Origin of the sequence: Trichocoleus sp. DQ-A2, assembly GCF_039961915.1 — a bacterium.
Classification (GTDB): Bacteria; Cyanobacteriota; Cyanobacteriia; order Cyanobacteriales; family FACHB-T130; genus FACHB-T130.
This window is the reverse complement of record NZ_JAMPKD010000002.1, coordinates 167934-187355: the sequence shown is the minus strand read 5'-3', so window position 1 is coordinate 187355 and position 19422 is coordinate 167934. Positions and strand designations below refer to the sequence as shown.

The 19422-nt window shown below is 44.0% G+C and carries 10 protein-coding genes, 1 tRNA gene and 1 riboswitch; of the genes, 6 read left to right on the top strand and 5 right to left on the bottom strand.

Features of this window, described 5'->3' with window-relative positions:
- Window positions 1-165: 165 nt before the first annotated feature.
- Window positions 166-238 (top strand) — tRNA-Met (locus tag NC997_RS02260).
- A gap of 353 nt (window positions 239-591) precedes the next feature.
- Here NC997_RS02260 and NC997_RS02255 read toward each other — a convergent pair.
- Window positions 592-1026, bottom strand: a complete 435-nt coding sequence (locus tag NC997_RS02255; protein WP_190529436.1) for a hypothetical protein — start codon at window positions 1024-1026, stop codon at window positions 592-594.
- Window positions 1027-1135: 109 nt separating this feature from the next.
- Between NC997_RS02255 and pyrE the strand changes: the two genes are divergently transcribed.
- Window positions 1136-1753, top strand: coding sequence for an orotate phosphoribosyltransferase (gene pyrE, locus NC997_RS02250; RefSeq protein ID WP_190529434.1), 618 nt, complete (start codon window positions 1136-1138; stop codon window positions 1751-1753).
- An 83-nt stretch (window positions 1754-1836) separates the two neighbouring features.
- Here pyrE and thiC read toward each other — a convergent pair whose 3' ends face one another.
- The 4 genes from thiC to nblR all read right to left on the bottom strand — a co-directional run bounded on the left by thiC (window position 1837) and on the right by nblR (window position 6034).
- Complete coding sequence (gene thiC / locus NC997_RS02245; RefSeq protein WP_190529432.1) at window positions 1837-3210, bottom strand: phosphomethylpyrimidine synthase; 1374 nt, start codon at window positions 3208-3210, stop codon at window positions 1837-1839.
- A 6-nt stretch (window positions 3211-3216) separates the two neighbouring features.
- A riboswitch (TPP riboswitch) is annotated at window positions 3217-3313 on the bottom strand.
- A 522-nt stretch (window positions 3314-3835) separates the two neighbouring features.
- Window positions 3836-4027 (bottom strand): DUF2949 domain-containing protein, encoded by a 192-nt coding sequence (locus tag NC997_RS02240; protein ID WP_190411931.1) that lies wholly within the window; start codon window positions 4025-4027, stop codon window positions 3836-3838.
- 633 nt (window positions 4028-4660) lie between these two features.
- Window positions 4661-5302, bottom strand: a complete 642-nt coding sequence (locus tag NC997_RS02235) for a DUF192 domain-containing protein (RefSeq protein WP_347276156.1) — start codon at window positions 5300-5302, stop codon at window positions 4661-4663.
- A 36-nt stretch (window positions 5303-5338) separates the two neighbouring features.
- Window positions 5339-6034, bottom strand: a complete 696-nt coding sequence (gene nblR / locus NC997_RS02230) for a response regulator transcription factor NblR (RefSeq protein ID WP_190411932.1) — start codon at window positions 6032-6034, stop codon at window positions 5339-5341.
- A gap of 716 nt (window positions 6035-6750) precedes the next feature.
- Here nblR and metH point away from each other — a divergent pair.
- The 4 genes from metH to NC997_RS02210 all read left to right on the top strand — a co-directional run bounded on the left by metH (window position 6751) and on the right by NC997_RS02210 (window position 19271).
- Entirely contained in the window at window positions 6751-10308 is a 3558-nt protein-coding gene (gene metH / locus NC997_RS02225) for a methionine synthase (RefSeq protein ID WP_190529430.1), read from the top strand.
- A 665-nt stretch (window positions 10309-10973) separates the two neighbouring features.
- Window positions 10974-13088 (top strand): carotenoid oxygenase family protein, encoded by a 2115-nt coding sequence (locus NC997_RS02220; RefSeq protein ID WP_199306272.1) that lies wholly within the window; start codon window positions 10974-10976, stop codon window positions 13086-13088.
- Window positions 13089-13262: 174 nt separating this feature from the next.
- A complete protein-coding gene (locus NC997_RS02215; RefSeq protein WP_348257757.1) occupies window positions 13263-13409 on the top strand; it encodes a hypothetical protein in 147 nt (48 codons plus the stop codon).
- Window positions 13410-13457: 48 nt separating this feature from the next.
- Complete coding sequence (locus NC997_RS02210; RefSeq protein WP_242031486.1) at window positions 13458-19271, top strand: AAA family ATPase; 5814 nt, start codon at window positions 13458-13460, stop codon at window positions 19269-19271.
- The last annotated feature ends 151 nt before the right edge of the window (window positions 19272-19422 follow it).

Genomic DNA, 19422 nt, shown 5'->3' with positions numbered 1-19422 from the left:
GCGAATTGGTTAATGTCACGCTGCTAATTCATCTCTATTTTAGAAAACAGCGCTTATAATTTATTATCAGGAATCATACTACGCATCCGCTTTCGAGTGGACTTAGCGTGCATAATTGTATAAAATAACAATCCAGCCAGCAATCTTGGCAACGAAATCAATCACGCGCCCTTGGCCGATTGGGGAGGCAGCGAACTCATAATTCGCCTTCAGACTGGTTCGATTCCGGTAGGGCGCATTCCTATAAATTCGGTATTCTTTGAGTAAATTTCCTAGAATTGCTCTATGGGGAAGTGCAATCCGCTCAGGATAAATGCAGTTTACTAGCGGCTCGCGCTCATCAAGAACCTAATTAATTTAAGTATCTCGGTAATTTAATTTGCTCAGAAATTTCAGCAAAACCTCTGAGAAACCAAAGGTTATCAAATGCTGGAACGCAACTGAACAAAGTAAGTTGTAACCTCTATTTCAGTTCAAAAAATAGAGTCTATAAAAAACAAGCCCCTATTACTTTGTTTAAATCTTGAACTTTAAAAACAGTAGAAGGAAGAAAGACAAGCAAAGATTGTTTGTCTTTTCTTCTTTTCTGATTTAAGGCTGTGGGGGATTCTCAAACACGAACTCGCTGCCTGTTACGGGTCTACCAGTACCAGTAACGTTTACATTGATAGCTGGACTTTGCAGAATTGAACTGTTGAAAGGATTCGGGAGATCGGGAGTGCGAATAATAAAGTCACTGGAAGTTTGCTGCCAGAGTAGTTCCCGGTAAAGATTATCTACTGTCTTAGCGTCTCGCTCGATTTCGTTTTCTGGAAAGCTAGGGCCAATAATGAAATTCAGCTCCCGTCGGTAAGATTGGTTGCCGAAAAAGTCTCCAGAGGTTTCACTGATAGCTCGATTAAACAAGTCTGGAATCGAGTTAAAAGTTCCTGACTGGGAGTTAGAGAGTGTTGGCTGAGCGATCGCGCTAGAGGCAATGACAGTCGTAGCGGCACTGAGAACCAATACACTTATGAAATTAGTCAAGCGCATTCCCATCTCGTCCCTCAACTTTGGCTGAATACTATTCTTCAGTTTAAGTTTAGGATGATTGTTGGTCAAATTGTAATATGTCTACTCTTTTTCTCTCCTAGTGATGACCCACGAAATCCAATCCCAGACTGATTTAACTGGCTCTTATGCTACTGCCGATCTCACAACGCTACGCCAGCAACTGCTAGATTTATTTTGCCATGTGGCTTATAAAGAGGGAGATTTTGTACTGTCTTCGGGGCAGCGCAGTTCTTACTACATTAATGGCAAGCCAGTCACACTGCATCCCCAAGGAGCTTTGGCAACGGGTCGGATTCTATTATCGTTGTTGCCGATGGATACCCAGGCAGTGGCTGGATTGACACTGGGAGCCGATCCGATTGTAACGGCGGTGAGTGTAGTTTCTGCTTATGAAAATCGACCGTTACCGGCGCTAATTATTCGCAAAGAAGCAAAGGGACACGGCACACAAGCTTATATAGAAGGCCCGATTCTCCCTACAGGTGCGAAAGTGGTCGTTTTGGAAGATGTTGTCACGACAGGGCAATCTGCCATGAAAGCCGTTGAGCGGCTGCGAGATGCCGGATACAGCGTTGATGAAGTGATTTCGCTAGTAGACAGGCAGCAGGGGGGAGCGGAGTTTTATCAGTCAGTTGGGCTAAAATTTCAGGCAGTATTCTCGATTCCAGAGATTCAGGAGCGATCGCGTCAACTCAGATAAGGTTTTTCAACGCAAAGGAAGCAAAGGTTTTCGCAAAGTAACGCAAAGTAATTATGCTCTGCGTTACTTTGCGTTTAAAAGAACTAGCTTTGGGTTACTGGTTCTTTCGCCAAAAACTTCTCTAGTTCTGTCAAAGCATCGGCATCCACTTTTGTCTGCATTGGGCAGAATTTGGGGCCGCACATCGAGCAGAATTCAGCAGTTTTGTAAATATCTGCTGGCAGAGTTTCGTCGTGATATTCTTTGGCGCGTTCGGGGTCGAGGGACAATTCAAACTGGCGGTTCCAGTCGAAGTTGTAACGAGCTTTAGAGAGTTCGTCATCTCTGTCCCTTGCCCCTGGACGATGCCGCGCGATATCGGCAGCATGAGCTGCAATCTTGTAGGCGATTAATCCATTCCGCACGTCTTCAGCATCCGGCAATCCCAAGTGTTCCTTGGGTGTCACATAACAAAGCATCGCCGTACCGTACCAACCAGCCATTGCTGCGCCAATCGCGGAGGTGATGTGGTCGTAACCGGGGGCAATGTCTGTGACCAACGGCCCCAGCACGTAGAAGGGCGCTTCTGAACACTCTTCCATCTGCTTTTTGACATTAAACTCGATTTGATCCATTGGGACGTGTCCTGGCCCTTCCACCATTACCTGCACGTCATGTTCCCAGGCTTTGCGGGTCAATTGTCCTAAAGTTTTGAGTTCGGCTAATTGAGCGGCATCTGAGGCGTCATGCTGACAACCGGGACGTAGGGAATCTCCCAGACTGAAGGAAACATCGTATTTTTTGAAAATTTCGATGATGTCTTGGAAGTGGGTATAAAGCGGATTTTGCTTGTGATGATGCAACATCCAGCGTGCGAGAATGCCGCCGCCGCGAGAAACAATCCCGGTGATGCGATCGCGCACTAATGGCAAATGCTCAATTAATATCCCGGCGTGGATAGTTTGATAATCTACCCCCTGCTGCGCGTGTTTCTCAATGATGTGAAGAAAGTCATCGGCGGTGAGGTTTTCAATCGTTCCGTGGACGCTTTCTAAGGCTTGGTAAACTGGCACGGTGCCAATGGGAACCGGCGAGGCGTTGATAATTGCCGTGCGAATCTGATCCAGATTACCTCCGCCAGTGGACAAGTCCATGACGGTATCAGCGCCGTACTTGACTGCCAGCTTTAGCTTATCGACTTCTTCATCCAGATTGGAAGAGTTGGGAGAAGCGCCGATATTGGCGTTCACCTTACACTTCGAGGCGATACCAATCGCCATCGGTTCTAGGTTGGTGTGGTTGATGTTGGCAGGGATAATCATTCGTCCTCGCGCCACTTCATCCCGAATCAGCTCAACTGGGAGCTTTTCCCGCTGTGCTACATACTGCATTTCTTCAGTAATCACACCTTGACGGGCGTAGTGCATTTGAGAGACGTTGCTCTGTCCACGCCGCTTAGCGATCCATTCAGTCCGCATATTGAATTCCTCAATTAACAGCTTCCCTCCGCCGGTATTAGCCGGACTCAGGTTCTAAGGGTGTAATCTCAGCCTGTGAATCCAGGCACCCCTAGCTTGATTGACAATATTACCACCAAGCTCCGGTTAGGGCTGGAAGGTTCCAAAAACTTGATATTTTGCATCACTCTGTGAGGTGGCTACAGAGCGATCGCGTTTGAGTCAAGTCAAATTTGGAGTATGCACAGCGATCGCCCTTCTCTATCTCTTCCCCTATCCACAAGTTAGAGATTTTGGGAACTGAGATCGCGTCCCCTTCTTCACCAACTACACTTCATCAGGATTAACCCCCATCTGGCGTAAGCGTTCCGCTAATCTTTCAGCACGTTGTTGTTCTTCGTTTAACAGGGATGATAATAAAAGCGATCGCTCATTGCCAAGGAGCATTTATAAAGGCAGATTATAAGGAAAACTAACTTTTAAAAACTAACAAATAAAAAGAGCGGGTCAAATATTTGACCCGCTCTTTTTGGTGGAGTAAATTGTAATTGAGAACATTTCTTAAGTCTTCGCGGATGGGTCGGGAAAGTACCGACGCCCAATTGCTCTGACATGACTTTCTTGCTCCTCGCCGAATCATCAAGCCTTATGCAGTTTCCAACCAGTCATAGATTTGATCTAACTGCTCCAACGTTACTAAACCGTATTGCCATAGAATCATTGGCAATGGACCGGGATCTTGTTCCCGACGCCGCAAAGCGATCGCAATCGATGCCTTAGATATTGCTAAATCTTCTTGAAGAAAACGGAGAAATCGAGAAAAATTCGTAGGTGCCATGATGGCTTTTACCCCCTTTGTTGAATCTATTTTGTAATTTAAACCTTGGTTTGTTGAGTAACGGTAGTCAGTATTTTATCTGTCCACCTTTACTCGACTCCTTTTATACTATTTTGCCGCTACTCACTGTAACGCTAGTGTTTCAGATCACCAGCCTGGTGTGACAATTACGGCAGCCGGTATGGGTATTAACAGAAGAATGCTCATACTAGATTCAGGACTTTAGGCATCCCTTCCGGGCTGACCTAGAGAATAAGACTAAAAACTTAGGCTCACTCCCTTTTTTCTGAAATCTTAGCCGACTGTTGCTAGTGAACTTTGCTTAATATTTTCTTTAGCAATTCACTGAAATCCCTCTGTATTAGGAGAGATTTGCTTGCCTAGAGCGTCTATGCCTCTCACCTCACACCAAATTCCAGGCAAAGCACTCTCATTCTTGGAAGAACCATGTCTCTGGAAGCGAGAATCTAGGTTTAAGCGTAACAATAATTGAAATTTGCAGTCTTAAACTCTCTCTTGGGAAAGAGTAGCTTATTTTTGCGACAAATAGGTTAAAAGAACGAGTAAATTTTTAAATCGTTTCGATAAGGACTATAAAAGACAGCCAGAAAGTCGGTCTGTCTTAGTATTGAGTTACTGAATGGTCACGCGATCGCCTGCCTTCAAACCAAGTTCCGCAGCGCGTCCTCCCCGGAGTTCAATCACCTGGTTAACGGGTGTATTGGGACCATAGGTGGGGCAAAGACTGGTTTTACAGGGAGGGACATCGGCAACGATCTCTTTCACCACTCCATCTAGCATAAAAACCATATCCAGGGGGATGAGGGTATTCTTCATCCAGAAATTGATCGGTTGCGGTGGATTGAAAAGAAAGAGCATCCCGCGATCGTCCGCCAAAGATGTTCTGTACATTAACCCCATTTGCTGTTGTTGGGGTGTCCGCGCTACTTCCAGCTGAATCACCTGACCTGCCATCGTTGCCTTGGCTGAAATTGGCAAAGTTTGACCCATCTTATTCTGTGCGGGTGATGCTTCCGGTGATGACTGCGCTTGTTGTGCAGGGGTCGTCGGTGCTGATGTCGGTGCTGATACTGGCGACGCCTGCTGCAATGGTTGCGCGGGTCCCCTACCCTGAGAGGAGGTTGATGGCACCGATGCCGAACATCCCATCAGCAAAACTGCCAGCATCATGACGACTAAACTTGCCTGCTTTTTCATATTGCGATCGCTTTTGGCAGATGTGCCTAAGCGCTGCTCTCTCCAGTCCAAATTCATCCTTAATCCTTGATATTTACGCCCAAAACTCAAAACCTAAGCTTCCCGCAAAACGTATCCGACACCTCGCACTGTCTGAATCAGGCGCTTCTCGCCCTCTTCTTCGATTTTGAGACGCAAATAACGGATATACACCTCAATCACATTCGACTCTCCCATAAAGTCGTATCCCCAAACATTTTCTAGAATCTGTTCGCGGGTTAAAACCTCACGGGGATGCGACATCATATATTTTAGAAGTTCAAATTCCTTCATTGTCAGGTCAATTACTCGCCCATTCCGCATCGCTCTGCGAGTAGACAAGTCTAAAACCAGTTCGCCAAACCGTAACTGTTCGCTAGCACCCGCTTCCGGCTGTAAGTAGAGGCGCACCAGTTGCAAAAAAGCGTCTGTGCGATAGGGTTTGAGGAAGTAGTCATCGGCACCCGAATTTAGACAAGCAACTCGATCTTCTACAGTATCGCGAGCCATCAACAGCAGCACTGGCACGCGAGAACCGGCATTCCTCAGTTGGTTGCACAATTTCAGTCCAGAATCTCCTGTTAGCACTCGATCTACGACGACTAAAGCTGGCTGAAGTTCGCAAGCTTGATGAAAACCACTGGTGGTGTCTGGTGCAACCACAGTTGTATATCCAGCCTCTCGCAAATCCATGCTGACACGTTGGACAAGAATTTCGTCGGTTTCGACAAGTAAAACACAGGGAGTGCGGTCAAAAGTAACAGGAGACATAGGCTACATTGGGGCGCTGTTGCTGCGTTGTTATCTCAGTTTAACTACACTGGCAAGCGTTAGCTGCTTCCTTCAATGTAGGTAAGTATTCATGCTTAGTATAAAACACAGGATAGGGAGAGCGAGGGGCAAGTAGCGATCGCCTAAATAAGTTGCCAGACCTAAAATTCCCCTAATTCCCCGATAACTTGAGGAGAATCGGAAAAATCTTCCTTGAAAACAGGGATTTAAGGGGAAAACGATGGTCAGGGTAAATAACGACAGGAAACCCCCTCCTAGATGCAAAGTTAGCATAATTTAATTTTCACAAAAACTCTTGTTTTTACTAATAAAAAAAGCAGTTTAATCAGGAGCGATCGCTTTCTTCATCAATTCTTTATAAAAGTCTACTCAGGCTTTCTTCAACCTGACTGGAAGACGCGATCTTTCCCCTTCCTCGGAGCCGGGATTTTGCAAATTTTGTCTAAGTCTTGCCTTAAATAAATGCAAAGCAGGTTTCAGACTGATGGCTTAGCTTTGCTCAATTAAACTACTAATCTCGGTTAAAATAGATTCTGACTTCTTGAGGAAATGACTGCTATGGAACAAAAGACGTCGTTACAGTCTTGCACTTTCATAGTTTTAGTTACTTCCGAAAACGAGAAAGTCTGCAAAATAGATTAAGCTGATCGTTCAAAGCCTAACGCAACTACCTATTCCTAAAGACGCCGCCATCTATGACCAGCCCCTTCTTGACTCGCCTCCACAGTCCTGAACGTCCTGTCATCGTCTTCGATGGCGCAATGGGAACTAACCTCCAAACACAAAACCTCACCGCCGCCGACTTCGGAGGGCCAGAATACGAAGGTTGTAACGAGTATCTGGTACACACCAAACCAGAAGCGGTAGAGAAGGTGCATCGGGACTTTTTGGCAGTCGGTGCCGATGTGATTGAAACAGATACTTTTGGCGGTGCCTCGATTGTACTGGCAGAGTACGACCTGGCGGATCAAGCCTACTATTTAAATAAGAAGGCGGCGGAACTGGCGAAGCGCGTGGCGGCGGAATTTTCGACCCCAGAGAAACCCCGGTTTGTAGCGGGTTCGATAGGGCCAACGACCAAGCTGCCAACGCTGGGACATATTGACTTTGACACACTGCAAGCTTCCTTTGAAGAGCAAGCTGAGGCGCTTTACGACGGCGGCGTCGATTTATTTCTTGTCGAGACTTGTCAGGATGTGCTGCAAATCAAGGCAGCACTGAATGCGGTTGAGGAAGTCTTTCAGCGCAAGGGAGAACGACGCCCGTTGATGGTGTCGGTGACGATGGAAGTGATGGGTACAATGCTCGTCGGTTCTGAGATTAGCGCCGTAGTGACGATTTTGGAACGTTACCCGATTGATATTCTCGGACTGAACTGTGCCACGGGGCCAGATCGGATGGCTGAGCATATCAAGTATCTTTGCCAGCACTCCCCGTTTGTGGTTTCCTGCGTTCCTAACGCTGGCTTACCCGAAAACATTGGCGGTCATGCTCACTATAAGCTGACGCCGATGGAATTGCGGATGGCGCTGATGCACTTTGTAGAAGATTGGGGCGTGCAGATAATTGGCGGCTGTTGCGGCACGCGCCCTGAGCATATTCAACAATTAGCAGAAATTGGCAAAACTCTGAAGCCAAAAGAGCGCCACTTTAGTTATGAGCCTGCGGCAGCGTCAATTTACAGCGCCCAGCCTTACGAGCAGGATAATTCATTCCTGATTGTGGGCGAGCGGTTGAATGCGAGTGGTTCTAAGAAGTGCCGCGACTTGCTGAATGGAGAAGATTGGGATGGGTTAGTGTCTTTAGCAAAGTCGCAGGTGCGGGAAGGCGCGCACATCCTCGATGTCAACGTGGATTATGTCGGGCGCGATGGCGTTCGGGATATGCATGAATTGGTGTCACGGCTAGTAACAAATGTCACAATACCCTTGATGCTCGACTCCACAGAATGGGAAAAGATGGAGGCGGGTTTAAAGGTTTCCGGAGGCAAGTGCCTGCTGAATTCGACTAACTATGAAGATGGAGAGGAGCGCTTCTTCAAGGTGTTGGAGTTGGCGAAGAAGTACGGTGCAGGCGTTGTAATTGGGACGATTGATGAGGAGGGGATGGCACGGACGGCTGAGAAAAAGTTTGCGATCGCACAACGTGCCTATCGTGCTGCTGTCGAACATGGCATTCCCGCCCACGAAATATTTTTTGACACCCTTGCCCTGCCGATTTCTACGGGTATCGAAGAAGACCGAGCGAATGGAAAAGCGACCATTGAATCCATCCGCCGCATTCGAGAGGAACTTCCCGGTTGCCACGTTATCTTGGGGGTTTCTAACGTTTCCTTTGGTTTAAACCCAGCGGCGCGAGTCGTGTTGAATTCCATGTTTCTGCACGAAGCGATGGCGGTGGGGATGGATGCAGCAATTGTCAGCGCCAGTAAAATTCTGCCCCTAGCGAAAATTGAGCCAGAGCATCAAGAAGTCTGCCGCAAGTTAATCTACGATGAGCGGCAATTTGATGGGGACATCTGCACCTACGATCCGCTGGGAGAATTGACAACGCTATTTGAAGGGAAAACAACGAAACGCGATCGCTCTGGTGATGAAAATCTCCCTGTAGAAGAACGTCTAAAGCGTCACATTATCGACGGCGAACGCATCGGCCTAGAGGAACAACTCACCAAAGCTTTAGAGAAATATGCGCCTCTGCATATCATTAACACCTTCTTGCTAGATGGCATGAAAGTAGTAGGCGAGTTGTTTGGTTCCGGACAAATGCAGTTGCCTTTCGTATTGCAATCGGCGGAAACCATGAAAGCAGCAGTGGCATATTTAGAGCCATTCATGGAAAAGAAAGATGCTGGAAATAATGCCAAAGGAACTGTAGTAATTGCCACCGTGAAAGGAGATGTCCACGACATCGGTAAAAACTTGGTGGATATCATCTTGTCAAACAATGGTTACAAGGTGGTTAATATTGGCATCAAACAGCCTGTTGATAACATTGTTGATGCTTTTGAGCAGCACAAAGCTGATTGTATTGCAATGAGCGGCTTGCTGGTAAAATCAACCGCTTTTATGAAAGAAAACTTGGAGGTTTTCAACCAAAAAGGAATTACCGTCCCCGTAATTTTAGGCGGTGCAGCGCTAACTCCTAAATTTGTCCATGAAGATTGCCAAAACACTTACAAGGGTAAGGTGATTTACGGCAAAGATGCTTTTTCAGATCTGCATTTTATGGATAAATTAATGCCTGCAAAATCTTCTGGAAATTGGGATGATTTGCAGGGATTTTTGGATGAAGTTGAGGAAAATGGTCATGCGCCTATTTTAGAGGAGGCGTCTCGTGTGCCATTAGAAAATAGCACTCAAGAAGCTCAACCTGTAGAAGTAGATACGCGGCGTTCTGAGGCTGTGGCAATTGAAATTGAGCGTCCAACTCCGCCTTTCTGGGGGACGAAATTATTACAGCCTGAAGATATCCCGTTAGAGGAAGTGTTTGAGTACCTGGATATGCAGGCTTTGATTGCTGGACAGTGGCAATTCCGCAAGCCGAAGGAACAGTCTCGTGAGGAGTACAATCAGTTTTTAGAGGATAAGGTTTACCCAATTTTGAAGGAATGGAAACAACGGGTTGTAGAGGATAATTTGCTACATCCGCAAGTTGTTTACGGGTATTTTCCGTGTCAGGCTGAGGGAAATTCGCTACATTTGTACGATCCGGAGTTTATAAACCGCAGAGGCGCAGAGGAAGAGAAAAGAGAGGTTGTGGCAACGTTCAATTTTCCTCGTCAGAAGTCTATGCGCCGTTTGTGTATTTCTGATTTCTTTGCACCTGTGGAGTCGGGACAGGTTGATGTATTTGCGATGCAAGCGGTGACTGTGGGGGATATTGCGACGGAGTTCGCGCAGAAGTTGTTTTCAAATAATCAATACAGCGATTATTTGTATTTCCACGGCTTGGCGGTGCAAACAGCGGAGGCTGTGGCGGAGTGGCTTCATGCCAGAATCCGACGGGAGTTAGGCTTGGCTGCATCGGAACCGGATAATATTCGGGATATTCTGGCGCAGCGTTATCAGGGGAGTCGGTATAGTTTTGGATATCCGGCTTGTCCGAATATTCAGGATCAGTATAAGTTGTTGGAGTTACTGGGAAGCGATCGCATCAACCTTCACATGGATGAAAGCGAACAACTGTATCCCGAACAATCTACGACTGCGATTATCGCCTATCACCCCGCAGCTAAATACTTTAGCGCTTAAACAGTAAGGTGTAGGGTGGGCAACGCTCACCTTACATATCATTAATTATTCCAAAACAAATTAATTGGGCTGTCAAGATTATCTGCAATTACCCAGACTTGTTAAAACAGATAATCGAGGATCGTGTTGTGCTAGATTGCGATCGCGCAGCGTCTCAGTACGAAAATTGCTTAAAAATAATATCCAACGAACGGAAAATGAATCCAGGCATTTGTAGGTAAATATCAGTTATCTACAGAGGAGGTTCTGCATCGCTTTAAAAACGCTCGGATTTAACCCTGACCCGATAGGGAGTTTGCAGAGTAAATTGGATAATTTCCGATGCTGTACCGGCTGTGCAAACCAGACAGCTTAAAAGGAGTCAAGTTTACACAATTTACAACTTTGAACATTAGAACCCTTCTTTTTTAGGGAGTCTAAATTTGTACAACTTATACCATTTAAGATTTTGAATGTTGGATTGCGGAAGCCTTGCCTATAGGCAGTTTTAATTCTTCAAATTTTGCATTCATAAGCCTGAATGGTATTACGTATGCGCTCCTTTAACCTGCTTTTTAGGAAGGTCGAACAAAGTTGTATCTTGCGCGAATTTGTTAATTGATGATTATTTTCAGCAATTTCTTGAGTATCTTGCTTTCTTCAATAGAAACACAGACACCAATAACATGAAAGAACCAATTCTTGACCCAATTCAAGCTGTACCAAGCTGTTGTCCGCCAGTTCCAGAGTCAATAATGACGGCAAATCGCTACGAACTCAGCGACATCAAAATGCAGATTCATGGAGAGCTACCAGATGATTTGCAGGGTCACGTCTTTATCGTTGCGCCAGTAGGCTCTGTCAACTCCGGAGATGCTCCAGATGCTGACGGAACTTCCCTCTTGGCTGGCGATGGGATGATTTATCGGCTTGACTTCGATCGCCAAGGCGAAGTGGGGTTGAAAACACGGCTGGTTAAGCCGCCATGTTACTACGCTGATAAAGCAACCCGACCTGGAAGCGAGTATGTCAAGTATCAATTTCGCAATCATGGCATTTCGCGATTTTCTCTTTCTCTTGGCTTCCGCAACGAGTTGAATACAGCTTTTCTGCCCATTAAATTTCGAGACGATGCCAACGAGCGTCTGCTAGTAACCTATGATGCTGGTCGTCCCTACGAAATTGATACCGAAACGCTGGAGGTTGTAACTCCGATTGGAGCCAATACAGAGTGGCAATCCGAAACTTCCTTGAAGTTTCCCTTTCCACCCGTTTTGAGTACCGCACATCCGGTTTTTGACCCTGAAAAAAGCGAAATGTTTACGGTCAATTACGGCAAATCAGTAGCGAATATTCTCCAAACCATCCCTTTAATTTACGATCTGGATGAACTTCCAGAACAAATCGAGGAACTCCTCAAAGAACTTGCCCGGTTTATCGAAGCGCAAAACTTTGTGCAAGATTTTCTCAAGACATTCTCTACCATCTCTCAAAATCTCTTGGAATTTTATATGAGGTTGCTTGAGAGAACTACCAACATAGAATTTAAAGATTTCGTCTATTTGATCCGTTGGGATGGTGTAAATAACTTAGAGCGCTGGAAGCTGGTATTACCAGATAGAACCCCCGTCAAGATTAAGCAAACTATCCATCAGATTGGGTTGACAGAAGATTATCTGGTGCTGATGGACACAGCCTTCACGACTGGGGTAGAGCAGTTGCTCAGTAACCCTATCCCCAAAAGTAAGGCGACCAAAAGACTCATCAGAGACTTACTTACACTTCGAGAGTTAGCTGATTCTGTCGTGTACATCGTGCGCCGCGCTGACTTGAAAGCGGGACAGCGCCCAGCGTGCAGTCAGCAAGAAGTTGAAGTTGTCGCACGACGGGTTGTGATTCCCCTGGAAGCGGCTCATTTTCTGTTGGATTATGCGAATCCAGATGGAAACATTACCCTCCACGCATCTCATATTTGTGCTTGGGATGTATCTGAATGGCTCCGCGAGTATGATGTCTCTGCCTACAATCCTAAGATTTCTGTCCCGTCTCGCCTGTGTGGGATGCAACACGATGAGATGGACATCAGCCGGATGGGACGCTATGTAATTGATGGAGAAAGCGGTCAAATTTTGGAGTCGAAGGTAATTTCCGATGCTGAGTGTACCTGGGGCGTAGGACTCTATGCTTATCGCAGTCTCTTGCCTGATGGCAAGCCTCCGAAACATCTGGATAATCTTTACTGGATCTCTTTTGGGCTATGGAAGCAGTTGCTGACGCAGTTTGTCTTCGACCTGTACAAAGACTATAAGTACCGGGTAGTACCGCGGACGGAGATGCTTCGCCTTGCAGAGGCTGGTATACCCGCTTCTTTGTTCCGGTTAAACACGTCGTCGAAGGAGTCGCTGAAGATTGGCGATCGCTATCAGTTCCCTGCTGGCTATATTGTCAGTTCGCCGCAGTTTATGCCACGCCGCAACGGCGAAGAGAGTTCAGAAGACAGTTCAACTGATGGTTACATTGTTTGCACCGTTTTCACGCCAGACGGCAACGAAATTTGGATTTTCGATGCTCAAAATCTGGAGGATGGTCCCCGGTGTAGATTGAGCCATCCTTCACTGAAGTTTAGCTTGACGATTCACACAGCGTGGTTGGAAAAAATCGCCCCCCGCACAGCCACGTACAACATCCCTGTGCGTCAGGATTACAAGAACTTAGTGAAGCAAAAGTCTCAAGAAATCCAGGACCTATTTGAAACTGAGGTATATCCCCATTTTGAGCCAACTCCGCGATCTGCCTGTTGAGTGAAGCCCAGGATACGCATCACTGTGTATCGGAAAATCTTTTAAGGTAGTAACTTCTCATACAGACGCGATACGTCGCGTCTGTATCTATCTTGGGATAGATTTTTGATATATAAGATTAACAGTGAGGTATTTTTTTGTTTAAAAGCAGTTTTGCAAATACCATTTCACTGTATGTCTGCAATAGCGCTCTCTAGTGCTTCTACAGCGGCTCGTAAGGGCGGCGATTCGGGAACAGCCGAATCATCGCAGCATCCGAAGCGCGCATCCGCGCCGCTAGGCGATCGCGAGCGTAGATGTAGCATTGAAAAAATGAATTAGTAGAAATTTTAGATTTCTTTGACTTTTTAAACAAGAAGGGTAAAAGTGATGGTCTTAATATCAGGATACGAAATTACAAATAAAATCTACGAAGGCACAAGAACTGTTGTTTATCAAGGAAAAAGGCATCAGGATAAAAAATCGCTTGTATTCAAATTAATTAAAAATAATTATCCAAGTCCAAAAGATATTGCCAGGATAAAAAATGAATATGAAATTATTAAAGCTTTAAATGCTAAGGGAGTTGTGAAAACCCTAGGGCTTGAGAATCATAAGAATGGATTTGCGCTAGTTTTAGAAGATTCTGGTGGAGAATCGCTTGATAAAGTTATTGCCGAAAAACCTATAAATTTTAAAATTGTTCTTAAGATAGCAGTTCAGATTTCGGAAATTCTTGGAGAACTTCATTCTCACAATATTCTTCATAAAGATATTAAGCCACACAATATCATTTTCAATCAAGAAACGGAAGAAGTTAACATTATTGATTTTAGCATTGCATCCCGTCTATCTCTAGAGAACCAAACAATCAGCAGTCCCAATTTGATTGAAGGCACGCTTGCCTATATGTCACCAGAGCAAACGGGTCGGATGAATCGTTCTATTGACTACCGTACCGACTTTTATTCTTTGGGTGTGACTCTTTATGAAATGCTCGTGGGGAAACTGCCATTTGAAACAACCGACGCGATGGAATTAGTTCACTGTCATATTGCCAAACAACCAATCCCTCCTCATGTGTTGGTGCCAGAAATTCCTATCCCTGTTTCTGAGATCGTGATGAAGTTACTTACCAAGACAGCTGAAGACAGATACCAAAGCGCTGCTGGTCTAAAATTTGACCTCGAAAATTGTTTAATTCAGCTTGAAACAACAGGAGAAATTGAAGATTTTATCTGCGGTCAGCGCGATCGCGCCAGCCTTCTGCTAATCCCGCAAAAACTCTACGGACGTGAAACTGAAGTAGCCACCTTAATGGATGCTTTCGGGCGAGTTAGCCTTGGAGCAGCTGAGATGATGCTGGTAAGTGGTTACTCAGGAATTGGTAAGACAAGTGTAGTGAATGAAGTCCATAAACCAATTGTGGGAGTACGAGGATATTTTATTAATGGCAAGTTTGACCAGTTCAAGCGAAACATTCCTTATGCTGCTTTAATTCAAGCTTTTTCTGAATTGATGCGACAACTGTTAACTGAAAGTTCGGAACAGATAGACATTTGGAAAGAAAAGCTTGAAGCAGCTTTGGGAGAAAATGGTCAGGTAATTATCGATGTCATTCCCGAAGTAGAACTGATTGTTGGCGAACAACCAGTTCTAACACAATTAGGACCATCTGAAGCACAAAACCGATTTAATCGAGTGTTTCAACAATTTATCCGGGTTTTTTGCCAAAAAGAACACCCGCTAGTCTTATTCTTAGATGACTTACAGTGGGCTGATTCTGCATCGCTTAAGTTAATTGAACTGTTAGTAACTGACCCAGATAGCCAGCATCTGTTAACAATTGGAGCATTCCGCGATAACGAAGTTAGTCCAACGCATCCGTTAATCCAAGCGATTGAGAAAATACAGGTTCTAGGCGCTGTAGTGAATAATATCACTCTTCGACCTTTAGATAGTGATCGCGTCAGCTTGTTAGTTGCAGATACTCTTCATGAAAATGTATGTACAGAGCGAGGAGAGACACAAAATCTCGCGTCTCTCCTTTTTAATAAAACTCAAGGCAATCCTTTCTTCTTGACCCAATTACTAAAAACTTTATACGCCGAAAAACTGCTAACTTATAACTTCAGCCAAGGTAGATGGCAGTGGGATATAGAAGAAATTCAAGCAGTTGGAATTACAGACTATAACATTGTTGAGTTGATTGCCAGAAATATTCAAAAGTTACCCGATGCAACACAGCAAGTTTTAAAACTAGCTGCTTGTATTGGCAACCAGTTTAATTTAGATGTTTTGGCAATCGTGAATGAAAAATCTCAATCAGCTACAGCAACAGACTTGTGGGATGCACTTCAAACAGGTTTGATTTTGCCTCTAAGCGATACTTACAAAATTCCATTATCTTTGGACCAGTTACAACAGGGAACTTTGGTTCTTGATGATATAAAGATTAGCTATAAGTTTTTACATGACCGGGTACAGCAAGCAGCCTATTCTCTTATACCCGACCTTGAGAAGAAAGCCACTCACCTAAAAATTGGTCAACTGCTGCTAGAAAATACTTCTCCTGAAGAAAGAGAAGAAAATATTTTTGCTCTGGTTAACCAATTAAATTTTGGTACTGAATTACTAAACTGTCAATCCCAAAGAGATGAACTGGCTCATTTTAATCTCATTGCTGGTCAGAAAGCTAGTACAGCGACCGCTTATCAAGCAGCCGTCAATTATCTCAACATCGGTTTGGGACTCTTGGCAGCAGACAGTTGGGTTTGCAACTACGAGCTGACAAATAAACTCTATGTATCAGCAGCAGAAGCAGAATACCTCAACACGAATTTTGAACAATCAAAAAAACTAGCTGAAGTAGCGCTGCAAAATGCAAAAACTCTATTAGATAGAGTGAAGATTAATGAAATAAAAATTCAGTATCATATTGCCCAAAATCAGTTGCCAGCAGCCATAGAACTCGGTCAGCAAGTTTTGGAAATGTTGGAAGTGCCCTTAGAGCAAGAACCTTCGCCACACCTAAATATTGAGGACTGTTATAACCTTCCAGAAATGACCGACCCTTATAAAATGGCAGCTATGAAGATTTTGATAACAATTTCTCCTCCTGCCTTTATCTCAAGTAGCGCGATCGCGTTACCAATTGTCTACACAATGGTCAAGCTGTGTAGCCAATACGGGAATTCCTCCCTAGCTATCTATGGCTATAGCACTTATGGCTTGCTTCTATGTGGGCCAATGGCAGATATTGATTCCGGATATAAATTTGGCAAACTAGCTTTTCATCTATTAGATAAGCTTTATGCCAAAGAAATTAAATCAAAAATATACAGCAGCTATTGTGCTTGTATTCTACATTGGAAAGAGCATATTAGAGAAACAATAGAGTTATTGCAGCAATCAATTCAAAGTGGGCTGGAAGTCGGTGATGTAGAATTTGCTTGTCATTCTGCCCTATTCTACTGCGAACATTCGTTTCTAGCTGGCGAGTATCTAGAAATTGTTACACAGAAACAAGCTAACTATATTGAAATGATCGGCAAGTTTAAAAAAGAATTTCAGCTTTACTATGCCAGCATAGGTGGACAAGTTGTTTCTAATTTGATTGACGAATCATCTAAAAAATCTTACCTATCTGGTAAATATTTCGATGAAATAGAAATGTTACCCCATTTATTTGAAACCAATAATTTGCAATCTGTATTTGCTGTATATTTTTATAAATCGATGCTGGCCTATTTGTTTAAAAATTACGATAAAGCAATAGAAAATGCTAGAGCAGCATCGCAGTATACCCAACCTATCACAGCCCTGGTAGTATTTGTTGAATATAATTTCTACTATTCTTTAGCCCTCCTTGCCCAGTACCCTGCCCTTACAGCCACAGAGCAACAAGAATACATGGCTATTGTGGCGGAGAATCAGGAAAAAATGCAGCAATGGGCAACTCATGCCCCCACAAATTCCCAGCATAAGTATGAGTTAGTACAAGCAGAGATTTATCGAGTTTCAGGTCAAACACTCAAAGCAATGGAGTATTATGACCGAGCGATAAATGGAGCCAGAATTCAGGGATATATCCAAGAAGAAGCCTTAGCTTATGAGCGGGCAGCTGAATTTTATCTAGCTCTGGGAAGAGAGAAAATTGCTAGAGATCATATGAGTGAGTCCTATTATGGCTATGTTCGCTGGGGAGCAACCGCCAAAGTTAAAGAGTTGGAAACAGAATATCCATACTTAATGTCCCAGATGCAATCAACAGATACAAACTTGAGCGAAGATACTGCGACAACTTCAAAGATGACTACCAGTGGTGAAGTCTCGGTGCTGGATTTAGCCACGGTGATGAAAGCATCCCTGGCAATTTCTGGGGAAATTGTGCTCGACAAGTTGCTTGCTTCTTTGATGAAAGTATCTATTGAGAATGCCGGAGCGATAAAAGGTTTTCTCATCCTACCGAAAAATGGAAAGTTATTGATTGAAGCTGCTGCATCAATAGATTCATTAGAAGTATTTGTGCAGCAATCTATTCCAATGGAAACTAGCCAAGATTTACCCGTAACAGTAATTAATTATGTAGCCAGAACCCGCTCTGAGGTGGTTTTAGAAAATGCAGCCTGGGAGGGAAGATTTACGAATGACACCTATATTCAAAATCAGAAATTGAAATCCGCCCTATGTATTCCTATCATTAATAACGGCAGGCTGATTGCTATTCTTTACTTGGAAAATAATTTAACAGTTAGTGCATTTACTCCGAACCGGCTGGAAGTATTAAAATTGCTATCTTCTCAAGCCGCTATTTCTCTGGAAAATGCTCTACTTTATACTAATTTAGCTACAGCTAACGAGCAACTAGAAGATTATTCACGTACTTTAGAACACCGAGTACAGGAGCGCACGCGAGAATTAAAACTCAAAGAAGCTAGGCTTGCAGAAGCTCAGAGAATAGCACATCTGGGTAGCTGGCAATTTGATATAGAAACGCAAGAAATTAATTGGAGCGATGAACTATTCCGGATTTTTGGTCTCCACCCCGAACAACCCGAACCCACTTTCAGGGAACATCAAAACCTGATTCATCCAGATGACGTTGACCTATGGTTAAAATCAGTGGATTTAGCGATTGGAAGCGGGAAGGCTTATGAGTTAGAGTTAAAAATTTTTCGCCCAGATGGTTCTATTAGATATATTTTTATTAAAGGGCAACCCACTTGCAATGCTTCTGGTAAGGTGACTAAGTTGTTAGGGACAGCGCTGGATATTACCGACCGCAAGCTAGCCGAGTTGGCACAACAAAAATCAGAAGCTCAATTGAGAGAACAAGCTAAAAAACTAGAGTTGACTTTACGCGAACTACAACAAACTCAATCCCAACTCATTCAAACCGAAAAAATGTCGAGTTTGGGACAGATGATTGCCGGAATTGCTCACGAAATTAATAATCCTGTCAACTTTATTTATGGCAATATTGACTATGCCAATAACTATATTCAAGACCTACTTGCTTTAATTAGTGTCTATCAGCAAGAATATCAAAATCCCACACCTGCAATCCAGAAAGCGATATCAGAAATCGAGTTGGATTTTGTGGTAGAAGACTTGCAAAAACTTTTTGATTCCATGAAAGTAGGGGCGGAACGCATCCGAGATATTGTCCTTAGCTTGCGGAATTTTTCGCGGCTGGATCAAGCTGAAATGAAACCAGTTGATATCCATGAGGGCATCGAATCTACTTTGCTAATTTTGCAGCATCGACTTAAGAAAGATAGTTTGCATTCTGGTATTCAAGTAATCAAAAACTACGGTAAACTGCCCCAAATATTCTGTTATGCTTCTGAGCTAAATCAGGTATTCATGAATCTCTTAAGTAATGCAATTGATGCTTTAGAGGAAATAAGAAGCTTTGAAGAAGTATCTGATAAAAAGCCTACTATTAGTGTTTACACAGAAATGGCTTCTTCTAATTCAGTCAGAATTAGAATTGCTGACAATGGGTCGGGAATGACTGAGGATGTAAAAAAGAAAATATTTGACCCATTTTTTACGACCAAGCCTGTAGGTTCTGGTACTGGTTTGGGATTATCGATTAGCTACCAGATCGTGGTAAACAAACACAATGGAAGACTCAGTTGTGTTTCTTCCTCAGGTTTTGGTACTGAATTTATCATTGAGATGCCGATAAGCCAGTAGCCATTGCCAATGCAGTTTGTCGGTATATCCAGGATGCAATATCAACAGAGCGATCGCACTTTACAACCATTAGGGGTTAATCCCTCGTTCTCGCAGCAGCGTTTCTCATTTGATAGTTGGCGCGGTATCGCTAGGTAGTTGTTGTACCATA

Bases quoted from the DNA above. Each gene is read 5' to 3' on its own strand.
- pyrE (WP_190529434.1), top strand. From the start codon at position 1,136: ATGACCCACGAAATCCAATCCCAGACTGATTTAACTGGCTCTTATGCT.
- thiC (WP_190529432.1), bottom strand. From the start codon at position 3,210: ATGCGGACTGAATGGATCGCTAAGCGGCGTGGACAGAGCAACGTCTCT.
- NC997_RS02240 (WP_190411931.1), bottom strand. From the start codon at position 4,027: ATGGCACCTACGAATTTTTCTCGATTTCTCCGTTTTCTTCAAGAAGAT.
- NC997_RS02235 (WP_347276156.1), bottom strand. From the start codon at position 5,302: ATGAATTTGGACTGGAGAGAGCAGCGCTTAGGCACATCTGCCAAAAGC.
- nblR (WP_190411932.1), bottom strand. From the start codon at position 6,034: ATGTCTCCTGTTACTTTTGACCGCACTCCCTGTGTTTTACTTGTCGAA.
- metH (WP_190529430.1), top strand. From the start codon at position 6,751: ATGACCAGCCCCTTCTTGACTCGCCTCCACAGTCCTGAACGTCCTGTC.
- NC997_RS02220 (WP_199306272.1), top strand. From the start codon at position 10,974: ATGAAAGAACCAATTCTTGACCCAATTCAAGCTGTACCAAGCTGTTGT.
- NC997_RS02215 (WP_348257757.1), top strand. From the start codon at position 13,263: ATGTCTGCAATAGCGCTCTCTAGTGCTTCTACAGCGGCTCGTAAGGGC.
- NC997_RS02210 (WP_242031486.1), top strand. From the start codon at position 13,458: ATGGTCTTAATATCAGGATACGAAATTACAAATAAAATCTACGAAGGC.